Below are 17,142 nucleotides of genomic sequence, written 5' to 3' on the forward strand. Positions count from 1 at the left end.
TCCCGATTGAGACGCACGAAGGGCAGTTGCTGCTCAACCGGCGCTGCCTCTGCGATAACGGATATGGGTGGCTAGCGGTGAGTGGAGCACCTCGACGGGCTCGAAGCCGAACGTCTCAACGCCATCGAACATGCGCTCGCCGCCGCCGAGTAGGACGGGTGCGATGTCGAGGGTGAGTTCATCGATCACGCCGGCATTGAGTGCCTGTCGGACTGTCGAAGCGCCACCGGCGATGTCCACACCCTTGCCGTCGGCCGCTTCGAGCGCCCGCGGGTAGGCGGCGTCGAACCCCTCGGTGACGAAGTGGAAGGTGGTCCCGCCCTCCATCTCGATCGGTTCGCGTGCGTGGTGAGTGAGCACGAAGACCGGGGCGTGGTAGGGCGGCTCGGATCCCCACCATCCGTCCCACGCCTCGTTCCACTCACCGCGGATCGGCCCGAACATGTTGCGACCCATGACGTAGGCGCCGCGAGGGCGCATGAGCCATCCATTGGCTGTCCTGTCGGCTTCGGTCGCGCGCGGGTCACCGATATGCCAGCCGTGCAGCTCGCCGCCGCGCTTGCCCAGCGGATTGTCCCGACTCTGCTCGGGTCCGGCGACGAAGCCGTCGAGCGAGATCGACATGTGGCAGGTGGTGTCGGACATCAGCATCTCCCAGGAAGCAGTTCGCGTGTGGTAGGCGTCACCGTAACAAGTGGTGGCGGGTCGCAAGTGCCATACACGGGACGGTGAGACCGAAAGCTGGACAGCCGCGCCCGGGGTGCGCGATCAACGCCGCCGTCGAGGTGATCGGCGACCGCTGGTCACTTCTCGTTCAGCGCGATCGGATGAATCGCCGCAGGATCAACGGCAGGCGTGCTGTGCCCGCTGCACCGCAAGGGGAACCACCGATCACATGTCCGACCGTCGGCGACGCTCGCCCGGAACGAGATCGCTGACCGGTCATTGATCAGATTTCTTCGCTCCCTTTCTGTATGAGCACGTCGGAGACCAGGTGCGCTGACTTCGCGGCCCAGGCCGCGCGGCGGGCAACGGAGCCCGAGCCGGACTGGTCCCTCAGTTGCCAGCTGCATTCGGCGGTGGCACGGAGTCTGCGGAAGTTCCAGGTGGGAGAGAGCGGCGACGGTGCCCACCTAGTCGTCAAGGCAGACGCCGCGGGTGACCCCGACTACGCAACCGCCCTGCGACTGTTCGTCGCCGAGGAACAACCAGGCGCGGATGCTGGCGGAGCTGCTGCGATCCGGCGGCGTCCCGACGATCGGCCGGCACTGCAGCTGCGTCGGCTGATGGGCTTGAGGCTCGAGCTCATGGTCCTGGCCGTCGCGGAGGTGGTCGCGCTGCGTTACTACCGTGCGCTCGCCGACGGCGGAAGAGACACGCTGCTGGTCGACGTGTGATGACGCGAGAGCAGATGGTTCGACGTTGTCGTCATCGCGACGGTTGTAGTCGGAACTGTGGTTGCCGGCCTGTTGAACGACCCTGGGACCGGTGAGCCCACTGCCAACGGCGCGTACGCCTACGTTTCCGAGCCCGCGCCGTACCCGACCGAAATACCGGGGTGCGATGTGGTCGAACCGCCCTCGGAACCCGTACGCGTCAACTTCGCGGAAGAGGTGGATCCGGCACCTGCCCATCGTCGGCGACGATGGCGAACGAGACGGAGGATGTGATGCCAGTTACTTTCGAGCGATTTCCTTCAGCAACGTCCGCCGTGTCGCTACGATCATGTGCACGCCCTACCGCCTCTTTCGAGAGGGCACGGGTAGAACATCCGGGGTTGCTCCCGGTCCCACCGATGTCGAGCCAAGGCATCACCGCACCGACACGCACTGTGGCCGTGGTGCCGAACCGATCACAGCCCCGGCCGGTCTGCCGCTGCCCGATCCTCCCGCGGCATCAGAAGTGGCACCGGTGTGTCGAGGAGTTCTGTCTCACAACCCTTTCGGACGGCCATGCGCTACACACCCAGTCTGACCCGGTTGCCCAAAGGTCCTGCCCAAACCCAGGCCCGCGCGCCCGCCCTACCCGACGGATCGGCTCACTGATGCTACCGGCTACCCGGCTGGCCGTGGCCCCGTCCCGTGCAAAAGACAGTCTTCATGCGCGGCCGAAGAGCTGCCGCACCCCACCGTCCTCATCGACCGCATACAGCGCCATCCCCCACAGATCCAGAATCCGCTGAGGTGCCCGCACCGCCGCCTCCACCGATCGCGGCTCGTCACGAACGACCAACGCAAACGACACCGACTGATCCGGTTCGCTCGGCATCCGCCGCACCAGCTGCCCGATAGCGGTATCGACGTCCAAACCCGGCGCGGTCGTCGCACCCTTGACCTCGACGTAGAGCCGGCGCCCGTCCTTCTCTGCAACAATGTCGACGAAATCCGCATCGGTACGCACCGTCCACCCCTGAGACGACAACCACCCCGCGAAGTCCCGGGCCACGCGAGCCTCATCACCTCTCATACCGCCACGGTAAGCCAGAAACGTCAGTTCAAACCGTCTCATCCAAGCGACACGGACCCCACGGTGCGCGATAGGGCAGCCGCCGGACACGTTACGACTTGACATGCCCCGAAAGGTGCCGTGCGGTGAGACCGGCATTCATGACGATCCCGCCCGGAGCCCAATCCGTGTCGATCACGTAATCCTCTGTCTGCGGATGACATTCAGCGATACCGTGCCTGAAGCCAACGAGAAGTTGACTGTGCAGGCGACGAGCCGTGGACCGAGCCGCCGCGCACCTTGCAGTTCGTCGCCCGGGCCGGCGGACAGCACCGTGCCGGGCACGGCCCCGGAACCGGCTCTCAATGCGTATACACGCACGTTCGAAGGACGAATCAGACCGTGTAAGAACAAAACTGATTGGCCAGAGCTTTGTCCACCGAAACCTGACACTCCCACCGAACCACCAACCCGTTGTTGAAACGTGCATGCGTGGGCCTGGGGGCGAAGTGGCAGCATGCGGGCGAAGATCGCGCACCGCATCACCGTGGTGAGGCTCTGAAGAGACGAAGAAAGCCCCTCCGGATCGGAGAGGCCCTCGTGCGAGGTGGGCGCGCAAGGCTGGAAACCGCTTGGTGGGGCTGCCTACAGGGGTACTTACGCCCCGGAGACCTCCTACACGAACCACTTCCCTCGGCTACTGCCTCAGGCACTGACATAATGCCGGTCAATGTTGCGTCGACGCAACCGCGGCACGGTTGACCTGGGCGTACGCCGCCTAGATGGGTTGTGGTCTCTAGCCTGGGCCGGGCGCTGGATGTGCCTCGCCGGAGACAATCCCCGCCCGGATCCCGATCGCGCTGGCTTCCCCACGGTTGGCGACGTCGAGTTTCTTGAGCACGCTGGCGACGTGGAACTTGATGGTGCTCTGGCTGATTCCGAGTTCTTCGGCGATGGCGCGGTTGCGTTTTCCCATTGCGAGGTGGGCGAGGACTTCGAGTTCGCGGGGGTTCAGTGTGGACAGCAGGTGCTCGTCCGGGCGCACGGCCGGGGGATCCAGGGGGATGGTCAGGGTGACCCGGCTCCCCCATCCGGCAATGGATTCGATGTCGATCCCACCACGCAAGGTGTGCAGCCGTCCGGCCAGCTGGCGTGTGAGGGCTGTTCGGTCGATTTCGCCGGGTCCCTGGTCGCGGACCTCGATGAGGACATTGTCGCCGTCGCAGTCCCACGCGATCCGCATTCGGGTCAGCACCGGTTGGGCGGTGAAGGCCAGGACGATGGCGCGGACCATCGCCCGCGCCGCGTGCGCCACCTCACCGGGGAGGGGGCGGCCGTCGGCGGGTGGGTCGACGTAGTCGACGTCGACGTCGCGGTGACGTAGCAGGGGGCGTAGTTCGCCTTGCAGTCTGGCGAACGCGGTGGTGACCGCCTCCTCGGAGTGGGCGCGGTCGGCGGCACCCGCGGACCGCAGCGCGATCAGTGCGGCCGATGCGGTCTCACTCGCGGTGATGCGGGATCTCCGGTCGTCGAGGTCGTTCGAGCGAAGGGTTCCGAGGATCGACGACAGGGTCGCCTCGTGGACCTCGGTCAGTTCGGCGATGGTGCGGGCGCGTTCACTCGACGCTGCCCGTGACTCGGCGAGATAGTCGGGGCTGGCCTGTGCCACCTGGTGCTGGATGGAGGTCGCGACGATCCCGAACACGGCTGCGACCTCATCGGGGTCGGGTGCGCCTGCCTGAGAGGGCCGCGGGACCAGGACGAGCAGGGTGTCGCCGGAGTCGCGGGCCGCCCAGACTCGGCGGCGTCCACCTCCCAGCGAACGGATTCCGGCAAAGAGACCACCGGGTTCGATGGATTGTTTGATCTCGTCGAGTTCGTCGATGGTCACCCGGTCGACGATCTCGCGGTTTCCGGCGACTTTGCGGGGACGTCCGGTGCATTCACGGGTGAAGATCACCAGGGCGTCGTGCGGCCACCATCGGCCAAGGAACCGGGAGAAGCGGGCCGCGATGTCCGGGAGCGGTCCCGTGATCACCTTCCGCATCTCCACCCAGGCATCGCCCTGCAACCGAACCGAGTCCTCCACGCTTACCACCCGTCCACAGTATGGCCGGTAGCCGCGAGAAGGCACTGGCCAACCGGCCAGCCCGAACCGGCCGGCCGGCCGGGTGCCCGATCGCCTCGGGGTCGGCAGCCTTGTTCTCACACCCAGAACGGCTATACCGAGGAGGACCATGACCGTCACCGTCGAGCAGACACGCACACGGTTCAGTGACGGGCGCCGCATTGTGCTCGACGAGAACGTGCGCCTGCTCAATTCCGTTGCCGCAGAACAGTGGGACCGCGCCGGTTCGCTCATCACGTCCGCGCGCGCAGTGTTCGTGATCGGCAACGGGCGCAGCGGCCTGGCCGTCCAGATGGCCGCGATGCGGCTGATGCACCTTGGCCTGCGCGTCCACGTGGCCGGGGAGGTCACCGCCCCCGCCGTCGGCGGCGGCGATGTGCTGATCGCTGTCTCCGGGTCGGGCACCACCGCCTCGGTGGTCGGCGCCGCCGATACCGCGAAGACGGTGGGTGCCTCGGTGCTGGCCGTCACCACCGCTCCGGACTCGCCGCTCGCCCGGCGCGCCGACGAGGTCCTGCTCCTGCCCGCGGCCGACAAGCAGGACCACAGCGCCGCCATCACCGCCCAGTACGCGGGCAGCCTGTTCGAGCAGTCCGTGCTCCTCGCCTTCGACGCCCTGTTCCAGGCGCTGTGGCACAACGTCGATCAGACCGCCGAGCGGCTGTGGGAACGCCACGCCAACATCGGCTGAGCGACCCCTACCCCAAATCCCCAACAGAAGATAACCAGGAGAAACACATGACGAAGCTGCAGGTTGCAGTCGATCTGCTCACCACCGCCGACGCGCTGGCCCTGACCAACAAGGTCGCCCCGTACGTCGACATCATCGAACTCGGAACCCCGCTGATCAAGAGCGCCGGCCTCAGCGCCATCAGCGCGATCAAGGCGGCGCACCCGGACAAGGAGGTCTTCGCCGACCTCAAGACCGCCGACGCCGGCTTCCTCGAGGCCGACCTGGCCTTCTCCGCCGGCGCAGACCTGGTCACCGTCCTCGGCGCCGCCGGTGATGCCACCATCAAGGGTGCCGTCGAGGCAGGGCAGAAGCACGGCAAGAAGGTCGTCGCCGATCTGATCGGCGTCGAGAACCGTGTCGAGCGAGCCCGCGAGATCGCCAAGCTCGGTGTCGCGTTCGTCGAGATCCACGCCGGCCTCGACGAGCAGGCCCAGCCCGGGTACTCGATCCAGACCCTCCTCGACGACGGCAAGATCGCCGGTGTCCCGTTCTCCGTCGCCGGTGGCGTGAAGGTCGACACCATCGCCGCCGTCCGTGACGCCGGTGCCGCCGTCGCCGTCGCCGGTGGTGCCATCTACAGCGCCGAGGACCCCGCCGCGGCGGCGAAGGCCCTCAAGGACGCCCTTACCAAGTAGTCCTGCGTGCACGAAAGGCCCCGAACATGTTCGTGTTCGGGGCCTTTCGCCGTATGGTGTGGTGCTGTCACTGAGTGAGCGTGGAGCGGTGTTCGAGGACCGTTCCGCAGCCATCGCGTCAACGGAGTTCGCTCTCAACACGCAGAGCAGGTCCCCAGCTGGGTCCGGTGGGGCCGAGGAGCATCCGCAACGAGCACCGGCGGCATCGAGATCGTCGAAGTCCGGTTGAGCTGCCGTCCGCGTGGGTGGAACTTGAACCCCTCCGTCGGTCCCACCTCGCGCATCTACCTGCCCGGAGGGGTCAGAGCTGGCGCCACGACCGGCCGGTCCGGCTGAGGATCCGTTCCGCGGACTCCGGGCCGGACGCACCAGACGGATAGTCCTCTGGGCGACCCGTGGCGGCCCAGTGTTCGAGGAGCGGATCGATGATCCGCCAGGACCATTCGACCTCCTCACGGCGGGGAAAGAGGGTGGCGTCCCCGCGGAGCACGTCACTGATCAGCCGCTCGTAGGCCTCCGGTGCCGGGTCGAACACCGACCGGAAGTCCATCCCGAGGCTGACCGGCTGAATGTGCATGCCGCCGCCCGGACGTTTGGCGCCGATGTGCAACTCGATGCCGTCGTCCGGCTGGACCCGGAACACGAGCACGTTCGAGACCGCCGCGGCCCGGGCCGCGGGTGAGCCGTGGGCGGGGGGTGTGAAGGTCACCGCGATCTCGGTGGTGCGCCGTGCCAGGCGTTTGCCGGTGCGGATGAAGAACGGCACGCCGGCCCACCGGCGGGTCGCGATGCCCACTGTCAGGGCCGCGAAGGTCTCGGTCGTCGAGTCGGCGGGGAAGCCTGCCTCGTCAGCCAATCCTGGTACGGGAACGCCGTTCTCCACTCCGGCACCGTATTGGCCGCGGGCCGTTGTCTCCGCGAGCGGTCCGAGGAGTTCGGTGGCGGAGAGGATCTTGATCTTCTCTGCGGCGATGCTGTCGGCGTCGAACGCGACGGGTTCTTCCATCGCGATCAGCGCCAACAGTTGCAGCAGGTGGTTCTGGATGACGTCGCGGGCGGCGCCGACGCCGTCGTAGTACCCGGCGCGCCCGGTCACGCCGACGTTCTCGGCCATGGTGATCTGCACGTGGTCGATGTGCCGGTTGTTCCACAGTGGCTCGAACATTCCGTTCGCGAAGCGCAGCGCGAGGATGTTCTGCACGGTTTCCTTGCCCAGGTAGTGGTCGATGCGGTAGATCGAGGATGGTGGAAACACTCGTTCCAGTGCGACACCGAGGGTCTGCGAGCTGGCGAGGTCGTGCCCGAAAGGTTTTTCCACCACCACCCGGCGCCATCCGTGGGCATCCCGGTTCAGGCCGGTGATCGCGAGCTGATCGCAGACCGTGGCGAACGTCGACGGCGGGATGGACAGGTAGAAGACGTAGTTGCCGGGCTTGCCGCGGCGGGCATCGAGCTCGGCCAGCCGGGCGGCGAGCCGGGCGAACGCGGCGGTGTCGTCGAACGACCCCTGCACGAGGTGGATCCGCTCGGCCAGCTCGTTCCACACCGCAGGGTCGAAGGGTGTGCGCGCGTGCGCGATCACCGCCTCGCGCAGCCGGGTTTCGGCGTCGGTGCTGTCGCGGGCGAATCCGATCAGATCGAAGTCCGGTGGTAGCTGGCCACCGTGCGCGAGGTCGTAGATGGCCGGAATCAGTTTCTTGCGCGAGAGATCCCCGGTGATCCCGAAGATCACCATCGACGCCGGTTCGGTGACCTGACCGATATCGCCGATCAACGCCTCACCCAACCGGCCGTCCGAGCCCGCTGCCAGCGGGTCCCACTCCTGCACTTCAGACACGGTCACTTCTGTTGCACTCCGTCTTTCGCTCCACCACACGCGCATTCGGACAATGCGTCGACTACCAGTGTCGAAGGCGCGGCGAGGTAATGCACTTGGCCGAGCGGCCAGTGTCAGCTGCCCGTCCGGTCAGGTGAGGCGGCCCCGAAACCCCCGTAGACATAGACCTCGGCAAGGCACTCGAAAATTGAAAGTGGAACGGTGACGATGAAACTGGGACTGGTCGGTCTGGGCAAAATGGGGCTGAACATGCGTGAGCGGTTGCGTGAACGCGGACTCGAGGCGATCGGATACGACCCGAACGCCGCCGACAGCGATGTGGACAGCCTCGAAGCGTTGGTCGAATCGCTTCCGGCGCCGCGTGCGGTGTGGGTGATGGTGCCCGCCGGTGCGCCGACCCGCCAGGTGATCGGGCAGCTTTCGCGGCTGCTCGCGCCCGGTGACCTCGTCGTCGACGGCGGCAACTCCCGGTTCACCGACGACAAGCTCAACGCGGACATCCTCGCCGAACACGGCATCCGCTACCTCGACTGCGGCGTCTCCGGCGGAGTGTGGGGGCGACGGAACGGATACGCACTGATGGCCGGCGGTGACGCCGCCGACATCGACCGGCTGATGCCGGTCTTCGACGCGCTGCGACCGGACGGGGACCGGGAGGACTCCTTCGTCCACGCCGGCCCGGTCGGCGCCGGCCACTACGCGAAGATGGTGCACAACGGCATCGAATACGGGCTGATGCAGGCCTACGCCGAGGGGTACGAACTGCTGGCGGCGGAAGAATCCATCGTCGACGTACCTGCCGTCCTGCGCGCGTGGTCCAAGGGCACCGTGGTCCGCTCCTGGCTGCTCGACCTCCTGGTGCAAGCCCTGTCCGACGATCCCGACCTGGCCGCGATCTCCGGGTACACCGAGGATTCCGGCGAAGGCCGCTGGACCGTCGAAGAAGCCATCGCCCACGCGGTCCCCGCACCGGTGATCTCCGCCGCACTGTTCGCCCGCTTCGCGTCCCGCCAGGACGACTCCCCCGCGATGAAGGCGGTGGCGGCATTGCGCAACCAGTTCGGTGGGCACGCCGTCCGGTCCGCAGAACCCGCCGGGATCGCCTGAACCGTGACGATCTCGACCCAATCTGACGTCACCCGCTCCCCCGAATGGCAGAAGCTACAGGCCCATCACGCCGACGTGGCCGACCTGCACCTGCGGGAGTTGTTCGACACCGACCCCGATCGCGGTCGCGACCTCACCGTTACCGCCGGTGACCTGTTCATCGACTACAGCCTGCACCGGATCGACCGGAGAACCCTCGGGTTGCTGACCGACCTCGCCCGCGCAGTGGGCCTGGAAGAACACCGCGACCGTATGCTGCGCGGAGAACGCGTCAACACCACCGAGGACCGGGCGGTCCTGCACACCGCGCTGCGTCTGCCCCGGCCCTCGGAACTACGGGCGGATGGCCGCGACGTGGTCGCCGACGTGCACGAAGTGCTCGACCGAATGGGCGAGTTCACCGACCGCATCCGCAGCGGACAGTGGCGCGGGGTCACCGGTGAGCGCATCACCACGGTGGTCAACATCGGCATCGGCGGCTCCGATCTGGGGCCGCGCATGGTGTGCGGCGCGCTGCGCCACTACTCCGAGGCCGGCATTACGGTCCGGTTCGTCTCGAATGTCGACCCCACCGACCTGGTTGCGGTGCTCGGCGATCTCGACCCGGCGACCACGTTGTTCGTCGTGGCGTCGAAAACGTTCACCACCATCGAAACCCTCACCAACGCCACCGCCGCCCGGCGGTGGCTGACCACCGCGCTCGGTGAGGATGCGGTCGCCCGGCACTTCGTCGCCGTGTCCACCAATGCCGCGAAAGTAGCCGAGTTCGGGATCGACCCCGGCAACATGTTCGAGTTCTGGGACTGGGTCGGCGGACGCTACTCCGTCGGGTCCGCGATCGGGCTGGCGGTGATGGCCGCGATCGGCAGGGACGCATTCGGTCAGTTCCTTGCCGGGATGCACACCGTGGACCGGCATTTCGCCGAGGCGCCCTTGGAGGCGAACGCCCCGGTGCTGCTCGGGCTCCTCGGATTTTGGTACTCGAACTTCTTCGGCGCCGAAACCCGTGCGGTGCTGCCGTATTCGAACGACCTCGACCGGTTTCCGGCCTATCTGCAGCAACTGACCATGGAATCCAACGGTAAAGCGGTGCAGCTGAACGGGGCTCCGGTTGCTACCGCGACCGGTTCCATCTGGTGGGGCGAGCCTGGCACCAAGGGGCAACATGCGTTCTACCAGTTGCTTCACCAAGGCACCCGGCTCATACCGGTCGATTTTCTCGGCTTCGCCGATCCCACCGAGGACCTGCCCACGATCGACGGCCGGGGCAGCATGCACGACATCCTCGTCAGCAACCTTCTCGCGCAGCGGCGGGTCCTCGCGTTCGGCCGCACCACCGACGAGATCACCGCTGATGGTGTCCCCGACTCTTTGATTCCGCACAAGGTGATGCCCGGGAACCGTCCGTCCACGACGATCCTGGCGCGCAAGCTCACCCCCTCGATCCTCGGGCAACTGATCGCACTGTACGAACATCAGACCTTCGTCGAAGGCGCACTGTGCGGCATCAACTCGTTCGACCAGTGGGGTGTCGAACTCGGCAAGACTCAGGCGGTGGAACTGCAGACCATCGTGAGTGCGAAGGAAAAGTCGCCGGACTTCGCCGATCTGGACAGCTCGACGGAGTCGCTTGCCCGGTGGTTCAGCACGGCGCGTGGCGACCGACGGTGAATGCGGTTGCGGTCCGGGGGTGGTTGTTGTGGTCCGGTGGATACACTGACCCCTCTCGGGTAGCCATACGCGACGTAACCCGGCCTCGACGTGGCGCTGCGCGACAGTTTCGGCGAAACACCGGTTGTTCGGTCTACTTCTTTCGGTTTTCCCGAACAGCTTCAGCCTATGTGTCGGTGGAATGCGGACATCCCGGCATCTCTCCTGCGCTTCTCCGTCTCTGTCATAGCCTCCCGGGCACGTGACGAGGACGGTCCGCCCATTGCTTCGGCCACCACCTCGGCGCTCCGCCGCGCCCTCTCCGGGGGCGCATGACCCGAGAGGCACACGATGAGTCGCACAACCGCCGCGGTTGTCGGCTTCCGTCGGACCCGCGAGCAGCGGCCGACATCAGGTATCGCAGGCTGGTCGCTGCGATGGAAGATGGCGATCGTGTTGACCGTTCCTCTCCTGGTTGCGGCGGGACTCGGTGCTCTCCGCGTACAGGAAGGACTCGAGGCGGCCGCGGACTTCACGACGGTCGCCGACCGGGTCCAGATGCTTCCCCTGCTCGTCGAATTGGACGGGGACGCGGCCGTTGTGATGGGAACACTCGCGCAACGCGCGATCACAGTGTCGATGATCGACAACCTCGACGCATCCATCGGGGAAGTGGAACGAGCGAATACGTCGGCCCGGCTCGACGACACCACGGCTTCGCACCTTGCGACCGCCCTCGCCGGTGCGCGAGCGTTGAGTGCACAGGCCAAGCAGGGACCCACGTCGACGGCGGCACTCACCGAACAACTCGCGTCCATCCGCTCCGGTCTGTCGAGCGCGGTGACCGCGATTACCGTGCCGATCGCCGACCCCGAATTGGTCGTCGAGACCGGGCGTCTCGAGGATCTGTGGGCAGCCCAGAAGCAGATCTCCGCCGAGGGCCTGTCGGTCGTCGCATCGACAGCAATTCTCACCGGCGAATCCGATGCCACTCTCGAATCCGAGAGCGTCAATCTTCTGGCCGACCTCCGCACCGAGTCCGCACTGCTCGACCAGGTCGCGCAACGCTATCCTCCCGGTGACCCGACCATCGAGACTCTCCGAAAAGGCGTGAGCGACCGAATCGCATTGTTACAGAACGCTACTCGCCGTGAGAGCGCCGAGCAGGCACTGACCGGTCTCAAGTATTCGCTGTTCGCCAGCGTCGATGACTACTCCAGCGCAGTCGCCTCGGCGTCCGCAGGTTTGCGGGAGGTGGTCGGGGCCAAGTCGGACGCGTTGCGGGCCAGCGCGTGGCGAGACATGGCGGTGGTCACGACGTTATTGCTCGCCGCGATTCTGCTCGCCGTTATGGTGGCACGATCCCTGCTCGAGCCACTACGCAGACTTCGCCGCGGTGCCCTGCAGGTGGCGCACACAGACCTGCCGGAGGCGGTCGGACGAGTCAAGGCCGGTGCCGCCGCGTCCACGTTGGCAGTCGATCCCATCGACGTGCACACCCAGGAAGAGATCGGCCAGCTTGCTCGCGCCATCGATGACATTCACAGCCAGGCCCTGTTGCTCGCCGGCGAGCAGGCGCAACTGCGGCTGCAGATGAACAACGTCTTCGAAACGCTTGCACGGCGCAGCAGGTCACTGATCGATCTGCAACTCGAGATGATCGAGCAACTCGAGTTCGAAGAGCGCGACCCCAAGCGCCTCGACAACCTGTTCCGGCTCGACCACCTCGCCACCCGGATGCGCCGCAACGGCGACAACCTGCTGATCCTGGCGGGCAGCGACAACCGGCGTAGCCGCCCGGCACCCATCCCGCTGGGCGATGCCGTGCGGGCGTCGATTTCCGAGGTGGAGGACTACCAGCGCGTTCAGGTCGGCCCGGTACCACCGGTGACGTTGACCGGCACGGCGGGAAGGGATCTCGTGCATATCCTGGCCGAATTGTTCGACAATTCGCTGCACTTCTCGCCGCCGGACACTGCGGTGATGACGACCTGCGCGCGCACCATCGACGGCGGTGTCGTGATCGAGATCGTGGACCGCGGAATCGGCATGTCCGCGACCGACCTGCACGAGGTCAACGACCGCGTCGCCGCGGCGGCCGAGGTCACCCCGGACACTGCACGTCGCATGGGACTCTTCGTCGTCAGCGAACTCAGCAAGAGGCACAACATCACCATCACCTTTCGCCGCACACTCGACCGGTCACGCAACGCGGGAATCACCGTGTCGGTCCACATCTCCGGTGATGTGCTCACCTCGGCACCGACCGCCGAGGTCCAGGACAGCTACGGCGGACGTCCCCCGGGTTCCGGTCAGCAGCCCGCACACACGTCACCGGAGACCCGCGCCCTCCCTGCGACGGTCGAACCAGTCCCCGTCCAGCGACAGCGAGCACGCCAAGAACCGGTACCTCTCGGAGTCGAGGGTGTCGGCGCACCAGCGGGTCCCGTAACAGGTACTCTTCCCCAACGCCGACCCGGGGCGACCGGGATCACTACCGCCGCCCGACCCCCATCCGTGGCAACCCCGGAGAACAGTAAGACTTCCGAAGGGCCCGCGCCGCGACATCGTCTGGACTCCACTCGGACGGCATCCTTCTTCCAGCCTCGGGTGGTTGCCGAGGAGACCCGCGACGACGGGACCGCGCAGACCCCGATCTTCGCCAGTATCGCTCCCCCATGGTTGACCGCCCCCACCAAGACCGACAGCGATGTTCCGCAACAGTGGATCACGCGAGCGGATACCGGGTGGTCTGCTGCCCGCCGGGCCGCGCAGCAGACCCCTGAGCGGGTCACCCGCCACGGGCTGCCACAACGTGTCCCTGGCCAACGCCTGGTCCCCGGCGGTATCGACGAGCCGGACGCCACGTCCAGGCGAGTCCGCACACCCGAAACCATCCGCGCCACGCTCACGCAACACCAAAGCGGTGTCCGCGCAGGCAGGACGGGCAACTCGCCCCGTCCCGGTCCGCGGGACCGATGACAACAGGAGGAACCTTCGTGACAAGTCCTGGCACGCTGGGCTGGTTGGTATCGAACTTCGCCCGCGACGTCCCCCGCGTGACGCACGCCGTGCTGGTCTCGGCCGACGGTCTGCTGATGGCCGCAAGCGAGCACCTGCCACTCGACCGAGCCGAACAGCTCGCGGCGGTCACGTCAGGGTTGGCCAGTCTCTCGGCCGGCGTGTCGACCCTTTTCGAGGGCGGTGGTGTCTTGCAGTCGGTCGTCGAGATGCAGCACGGGTATCTGTTGTTGATGAGTGTCGGGGACGGCTCGCAGCTGGCGGCCCTGACCACAGCGGAGTGCGACATCGGACAGGTCGGTTACGAGATGGCGGTCCTGGTCGAACGCGTCGGGTCCGAGGTCGAGGCCAGGCCCCGTTCGGCAGCGCGGTCATGATCCCAGCGGCACTACCGCCGGCCGGTACTCGTGGGCCGAATCCCTTACCTGCGCGTGTCACCTCGGCCAAGATCGTCATCACCGGCGGATTCGGTGTCGGGAAGACCACGCTGGTCGGATCGGTGTCCGAGATCGTTCCCTTGCGGACCGAGGCGATGGTCACCGACACGAGTACCGGGATCGACAGCGTCACGGCAACCCCGCAGAAGGTCACCACCACCGTCGCGATGGATTTCGGGCGCCTCACGCTGGCAGAGGATTTGATCCTCTATCTGTTCGGAACGCCGGGCCAGCACCGGTTTTGGTTCATGTGGGACGATCTGGTGCGCGGAGCGATCGGAGCGATCGTTCTGATCGACACCCGTCGACTCGACGACAGTTTCGCCACTGTCGACTATTTCGAATCGCGTGGACTTCCCTTTCTGGTGGCGGTCAACGAGTTCGACGAGGCCCCGCGATACCCCCTGGACGACATCCGGGCCGCGTTGGCGGTCACGGCCGACGTGCCGATCATCTACGTTGACGCACGAAGCCGCGCTTCGGTCCGGAACGCCCTTCTCTCGATTTCGGCATATGCCCTGCAGGCGTTGACCAATCCCGTGTCCTTCTGACCACTCGTTCGGTCAGGTCGGCTGTTTCCCCAGGTCGGCGAGATACTCATCCAACTCGGGTGACACGACGGTGCCCGCGCTGTCCTGGAGATGTGTCCGGAGACGTCGTGCCAACCGGCTCACCGCCGGTCCGGCATCGAGCAGAGGCCGGATCAGCCCGAGTCGAGCGCACTGCTCGGCGAGCGGCAGCAGTTCCGCCCGCGCGGTGTCCTCTCGTCCCGCGGCGGCCAAGGTTTCCACTTGCAACAGGGCGGCGTTGAGGAATGCCCTCGGGCGGGCTCGTCGGTCGATCGACTCGACGAGGGCGTGCGCCCTGTCGTATACGGGCCCGAGGTCCTGCACGTGGGGGTGTGAGGCCAGTGCCTCCCGGATCGCCGAGTCCTCCGCCATTTCCGAGGTGAGGACGGCGATGCCGTTGTCCCGGCTGCGGTGGTGTCGACTCTCGCGGTCGAGGTCCGGGGTACGGGACGCAGACTTTCCGATCCCGGCTCGGACGCGTTCGTTGTCGATCCGCGCGGCTAGTCGGGGAAGGCGCAGTTGTTGTGCCAGTCGGGCGCCCTCGTCGAGACGCGACTTTGCCGCGTCGTTCTGTCCGAGCAGGTACTTCAGTCGTGCACCCGTGCCATAGGTGGCCAGCATGAAGTCGACGGTGCCGCCCTCGGCACCCAAGGTGTGACTGCGGTCGAGGAGACGGTCCGCCTCCGCGAGGTGTCCCTGTTCGTACAGCAGGTCACCGAGTAGGGCTGCGGTSAGCYGGGTGCCGTAGCCGAGACCCTCTTCGGCTGCCAGATCCATGGCGTGCCGGAAGCTGGCCTCCGCGGCYGGTAGATCGAGTTGTTCTCGGGCGGCGAYGCCGGCCATGCAGTATCCGTAGATGACGCTGAACGGACCGTTGGAGCGCCGATGGTAGGGCAGCGCCCAYTTCTGCCATCGCCGAGCTTCGTCGAAGTCGAATCGGTAGATCGCGTGGAAGGATGCGACGTCGGCGGCTCCGCACAACACCCAGGGTCGCAGTGTGCTSGCGCGTGCAATGCATCCCTCGACTGCCTCGTCGAGYCCGTCGATCTCGTCGTCGAAGACGGTGACGGTGGCTCGGATGAAGGCGGCCTCGACGCRCATATCCGCTACCGCGCTGTCGTCGCCTCCGCTGGTCAGTGCGGCCTCCGCGACGGAGAGAAATTGCTCGGCGTCGCGGGGGTGRTGCAGCARYGCRTGCGCCCAGGCGAGTGCGATCTGCAGTCGGGGGTGATCGGTGGTCTTCTTCGTCGGCAGTTTCGCGGCGAGACCGAGYAGTGTTCCCATTTGCGACCGCTCGAGCAGGTCCATCGCMGCRTYCTCGACGAGTCCGAYGGCGTCGTGCTCGTCACCKGCGAGGAGGTAGTGGTCGACTGCCTGGCTGAGAAGATCCCGGCCCGCAAACCATCCGCCTGCTTTCCGATGGAGTTCGACCACACGATCGGGGTCGTCGCGCGCGAGGCGGCGTTGGAGAAACTCGGCGAACAGGTGGTGATAACGGAACCACTCCCCCTCGTCGTCGAGTCGGCGCAGGAACAGATCACGTGCCTCGACGTCCTCGAGGGCGGCTTGCCCGTCCTGGTCGCCGGTGAGTGCCCGCGCCAGTCCGCCGCAGGTCTTCTCGGTGATCGAGGTCGTGAGCACGAAGTCGAGCGTGTGTCGATCGAGACTGCCGAGGACATTCTCGGCGAGGTACTCGCCGATGGCCCGGTTCCCCCCGGACAGGTGGTCGATCAGCTCGCGGGGGTGCGGGTGATCGCGCAGTGCCAGCGAGACCAGTTGCAGAGCCGCCGCCCACCCATCCGTCGACTGTTCGAGTTCGACGATATCGGGTTCGCCCAGATCGAGACCGGTCCGGTCGACAAGCAGCTGTGTCGACTCGCGGACATCGAACCGCAGTGCTGCGGAATCTATTTCGACGAGCTCGTTGTGCACACTCATCGTGCTGAGAGGAAGGCCGAGCCGGGTGCGGCTGGTGACGATCAGGTGCAGGTGGTGGCAACCGTGTTCGAGTAAGAACTCCAGTGCCGACCGCGTGTCGTCGTTGCTCACGCGGTGCCAGTCGTCGATGACGAGGGCCACGTGTTGGTCGGCCGAGTGCAGCTTGTCGATCAACGAGGTGAGCACGTACCGCTCGCGGCCGGCGCCGTGGACTTCGAGTTCGCGTACCAGTTCCCGRCCGAAGGCYGGTTGTGCGACGGCGATGGACTCGATCAGGTGGGTGAGGAACCAGATGAGCGTGTTGTCGTCATTGTCGATCGTCAGCCAGGCGGTCGCCACGCCGTCACTGCGCAGTGCCTCGAGGCGTTGGGCGGCCAGTGTGCTCTTGCCGAATCCCGCGGGTGCATGAATGAGCACCAGGCGCCGGCGACCGCTGCGGCGCAGTCGCTCGAGTAGGTGCGTGCGCGCCACCGCTGCCCCCGGTGTAACCGGCGGGCGGTACTTGGTGGAGGCGCTCGGTGGCGGGGGGAGATCTCGACGCGTCCCGTTACCGCGGCGGTATCGAAGATAGTCCGACACGCCGACCTTGATCTCGTCCGTGGGTCGGAAGGGACGGTCGTCGTCACCGACGAGTGGAAGCGG

13 protein-coding genes are annotated in these 17,142 nt (G+C 66.5%); 8 read left to right on the forward strand and 5 right to left on the reverse strand.

Going from position 1 to position 17,142, the window contains the following annotated elements; translation table 11 throughout:
* Positions 1–33: 33 nt before the first annotated feature.
* Complete coding sequence (locus tag AC1DWT_RS24470) at positions 34–645, reverse strand: dihydrofolate reductase family protein (RefSeq protein WP_095870007.1); 612 nt, start codon at positions 643–645, stop codon at positions 34–36.
* A gap of 329 nt (positions 646–974) precedes the next feature.
* Here AC1DWT_RS24470 and AC1DWT_RS24475 point away from each other — a divergent pair, with 329 nt between their 5' ends.
* On the forward strand, positions 975–1,397 hold the full coding sequence (locus tag AC1DWT_RS24475; RefSeq protein WP_179443366.1) for a hypothetical protein: 423 nt from the start codon (positions 975–977) through the stop codon (positions 1,395–1,397).
* 700 nt (positions 1,398–2,097) lie between these two features.
* Here the strand turns inward: AC1DWT_RS24475 and AC1DWT_RS24480 are convergent.
* Both AC1DWT_RS24480 and AC1DWT_RS24485 read right to left on the reverse strand, forming a co-directional pair.
* Complete coding sequence (locus AC1DWT_RS24480; RefSeq protein ID WP_095870006.1) at positions 2,098–2,445, reverse strand: hypothetical protein; 348 nt, start codon at positions 2,443–2,445, stop codon at positions 2,098–2,100.
* A 796-nt stretch (positions 2,446–3,241) separates the two neighbouring features.
* Positions 3,242–4,534 (reverse strand): helix-turn-helix transcriptional regulator, encoded by a 1,293-nt coding sequence (locus AC1DWT_RS24485; RefSeq protein WP_095869902.1) that lies wholly within the window; start codon positions 4,532–4,534, stop codon positions 3,242–3,244.
* Between the two features lie 148 nt (positions 4,535–4,682).
* Between AC1DWT_RS24485 and hxlB the strand changes: the two genes are divergently transcribed.
* Both hxlB and hxlA read left to right on the forward strand, forming a co-directional pair.
* Positions 4,683–5,264 carry a 6-phospho-3-hexuloisomerase gene (hxlB, locus tag AC1DWT_RS24490; RefSeq protein ID WP_095869901.1) on the forward strand — a complete coding sequence of 194 codons (582 nt, stop codon included), beginning with the start codon at positions 4,683–4,685 and terminating at the stop codon, positions 5,262–5,264.
* Between the two features lie 47 nt (positions 5,265–5,311).
* Positions 5,312–5,941, forward strand: a complete 630-nt coding sequence (gene hxlA / locus AC1DWT_RS24495; protein WP_095869900.1) for a 3-hexulose-6-phosphate synthase — start codon at positions 5,312–5,314, stop codon at positions 5,939–5,941.
* A 301-nt stretch (positions 5,942–6,242) separates the two neighbouring features.
* Here hxlA and zwf read toward each other — a convergent pair whose 3' ends face one another.
* Positions 6,243–7,823, reverse strand: coding sequence for a glucose-6-phosphate dehydrogenase (zwf, locus tag AC1DWT_RS24500; protein WP_095869899.1), 1,581 nt, complete (start codon positions 7,821–7,823; stop codon positions 6,243–6,245).
* A 162-nt stretch (positions 7,824–7,985) separates the two neighbouring features.
* Here zwf and gnd point away from each other — a divergent pair, with 162 nt between their 5' ends.
* The 5 genes from gnd (at position 7,986) to AC1DWT_RS24525 (ending at position 14,544) form a co-directional block, all read left to right on the forward strand.
* Positions 7,986–8,885 carry a phosphogluconate dehydrogenase (NAD(+)-dependent, decarboxylating) gene (gene gnd / locus AC1DWT_RS24505; RefSeq protein WP_095869898.1) on the forward strand — a complete coding sequence of 300 codons (900 nt, stop codon included), beginning with the start codon at positions 7,986–7,988 and terminating at the stop codon, positions 8,883–8,885.
* 3 nt (positions 8,886–8,888) lie between these two features.
* Entirely contained in the window at positions 8,889–10,556 is a 1,668-nt protein-coding gene (pgi, locus tag AC1DWT_RS24510) for a glucose-6-phosphate isomerase (RefSeq protein ID WP_095869897.1), read from the forward strand.
* Between the two features lie 330 nt (positions 10,557–10,886).
* Positions 10,887–13,517 carry an ATP-binding protein gene (locus tag AC1DWT_RS24515; protein WP_095869896.1) on the forward strand — a complete coding sequence of 877 codons (2,631 nt, stop codon included), beginning with the start codon at positions 10,887–10,889 and terminating at the stop codon, positions 13,515–13,517.
* Positions 13,514–13,933 (forward strand): roadblock/LC7 domain-containing protein, encoded by a 420-nt coding sequence (locus tag AC1DWT_RS24520; protein ID WP_095869895.1) that lies wholly within the window; start codon positions 13,514–13,516, stop codon positions 13,931–13,933. Before AC1DWT_RS24515 ends, AC1DWT_RS24520 begins: the two co-directional genes overlap by 4 nt.
* Positions 13,930–14,544 (forward strand): GTP-binding protein, encoded by a 615-nt coding sequence (locus tag AC1DWT_RS24525; RefSeq protein WP_095869894.1) that lies wholly within the window; start codon positions 13,930–13,932, stop codon positions 14,542–14,544. The genes AC1DWT_RS24520 and AC1DWT_RS24525 overlap by 4 nt, the downstream gene beginning before the upstream one ends.
* 12 nt (positions 14,545–14,556) lie before the next feature.
* Here AC1DWT_RS24525 and AC1DWT_RS24530 read toward each other — a convergent pair.
* On the reverse strand, positions 14,557–17,142 hold a 2,586-nt coding region (locus AC1DWT_RS24530; RefSeq protein WP_477922563.1), incomplete at its 5' end, for a winged helix-turn-helix domain-containing protein.

This window comes from Rhodococcus sp. P4_B6 (genome assembly GCF_056402215.1).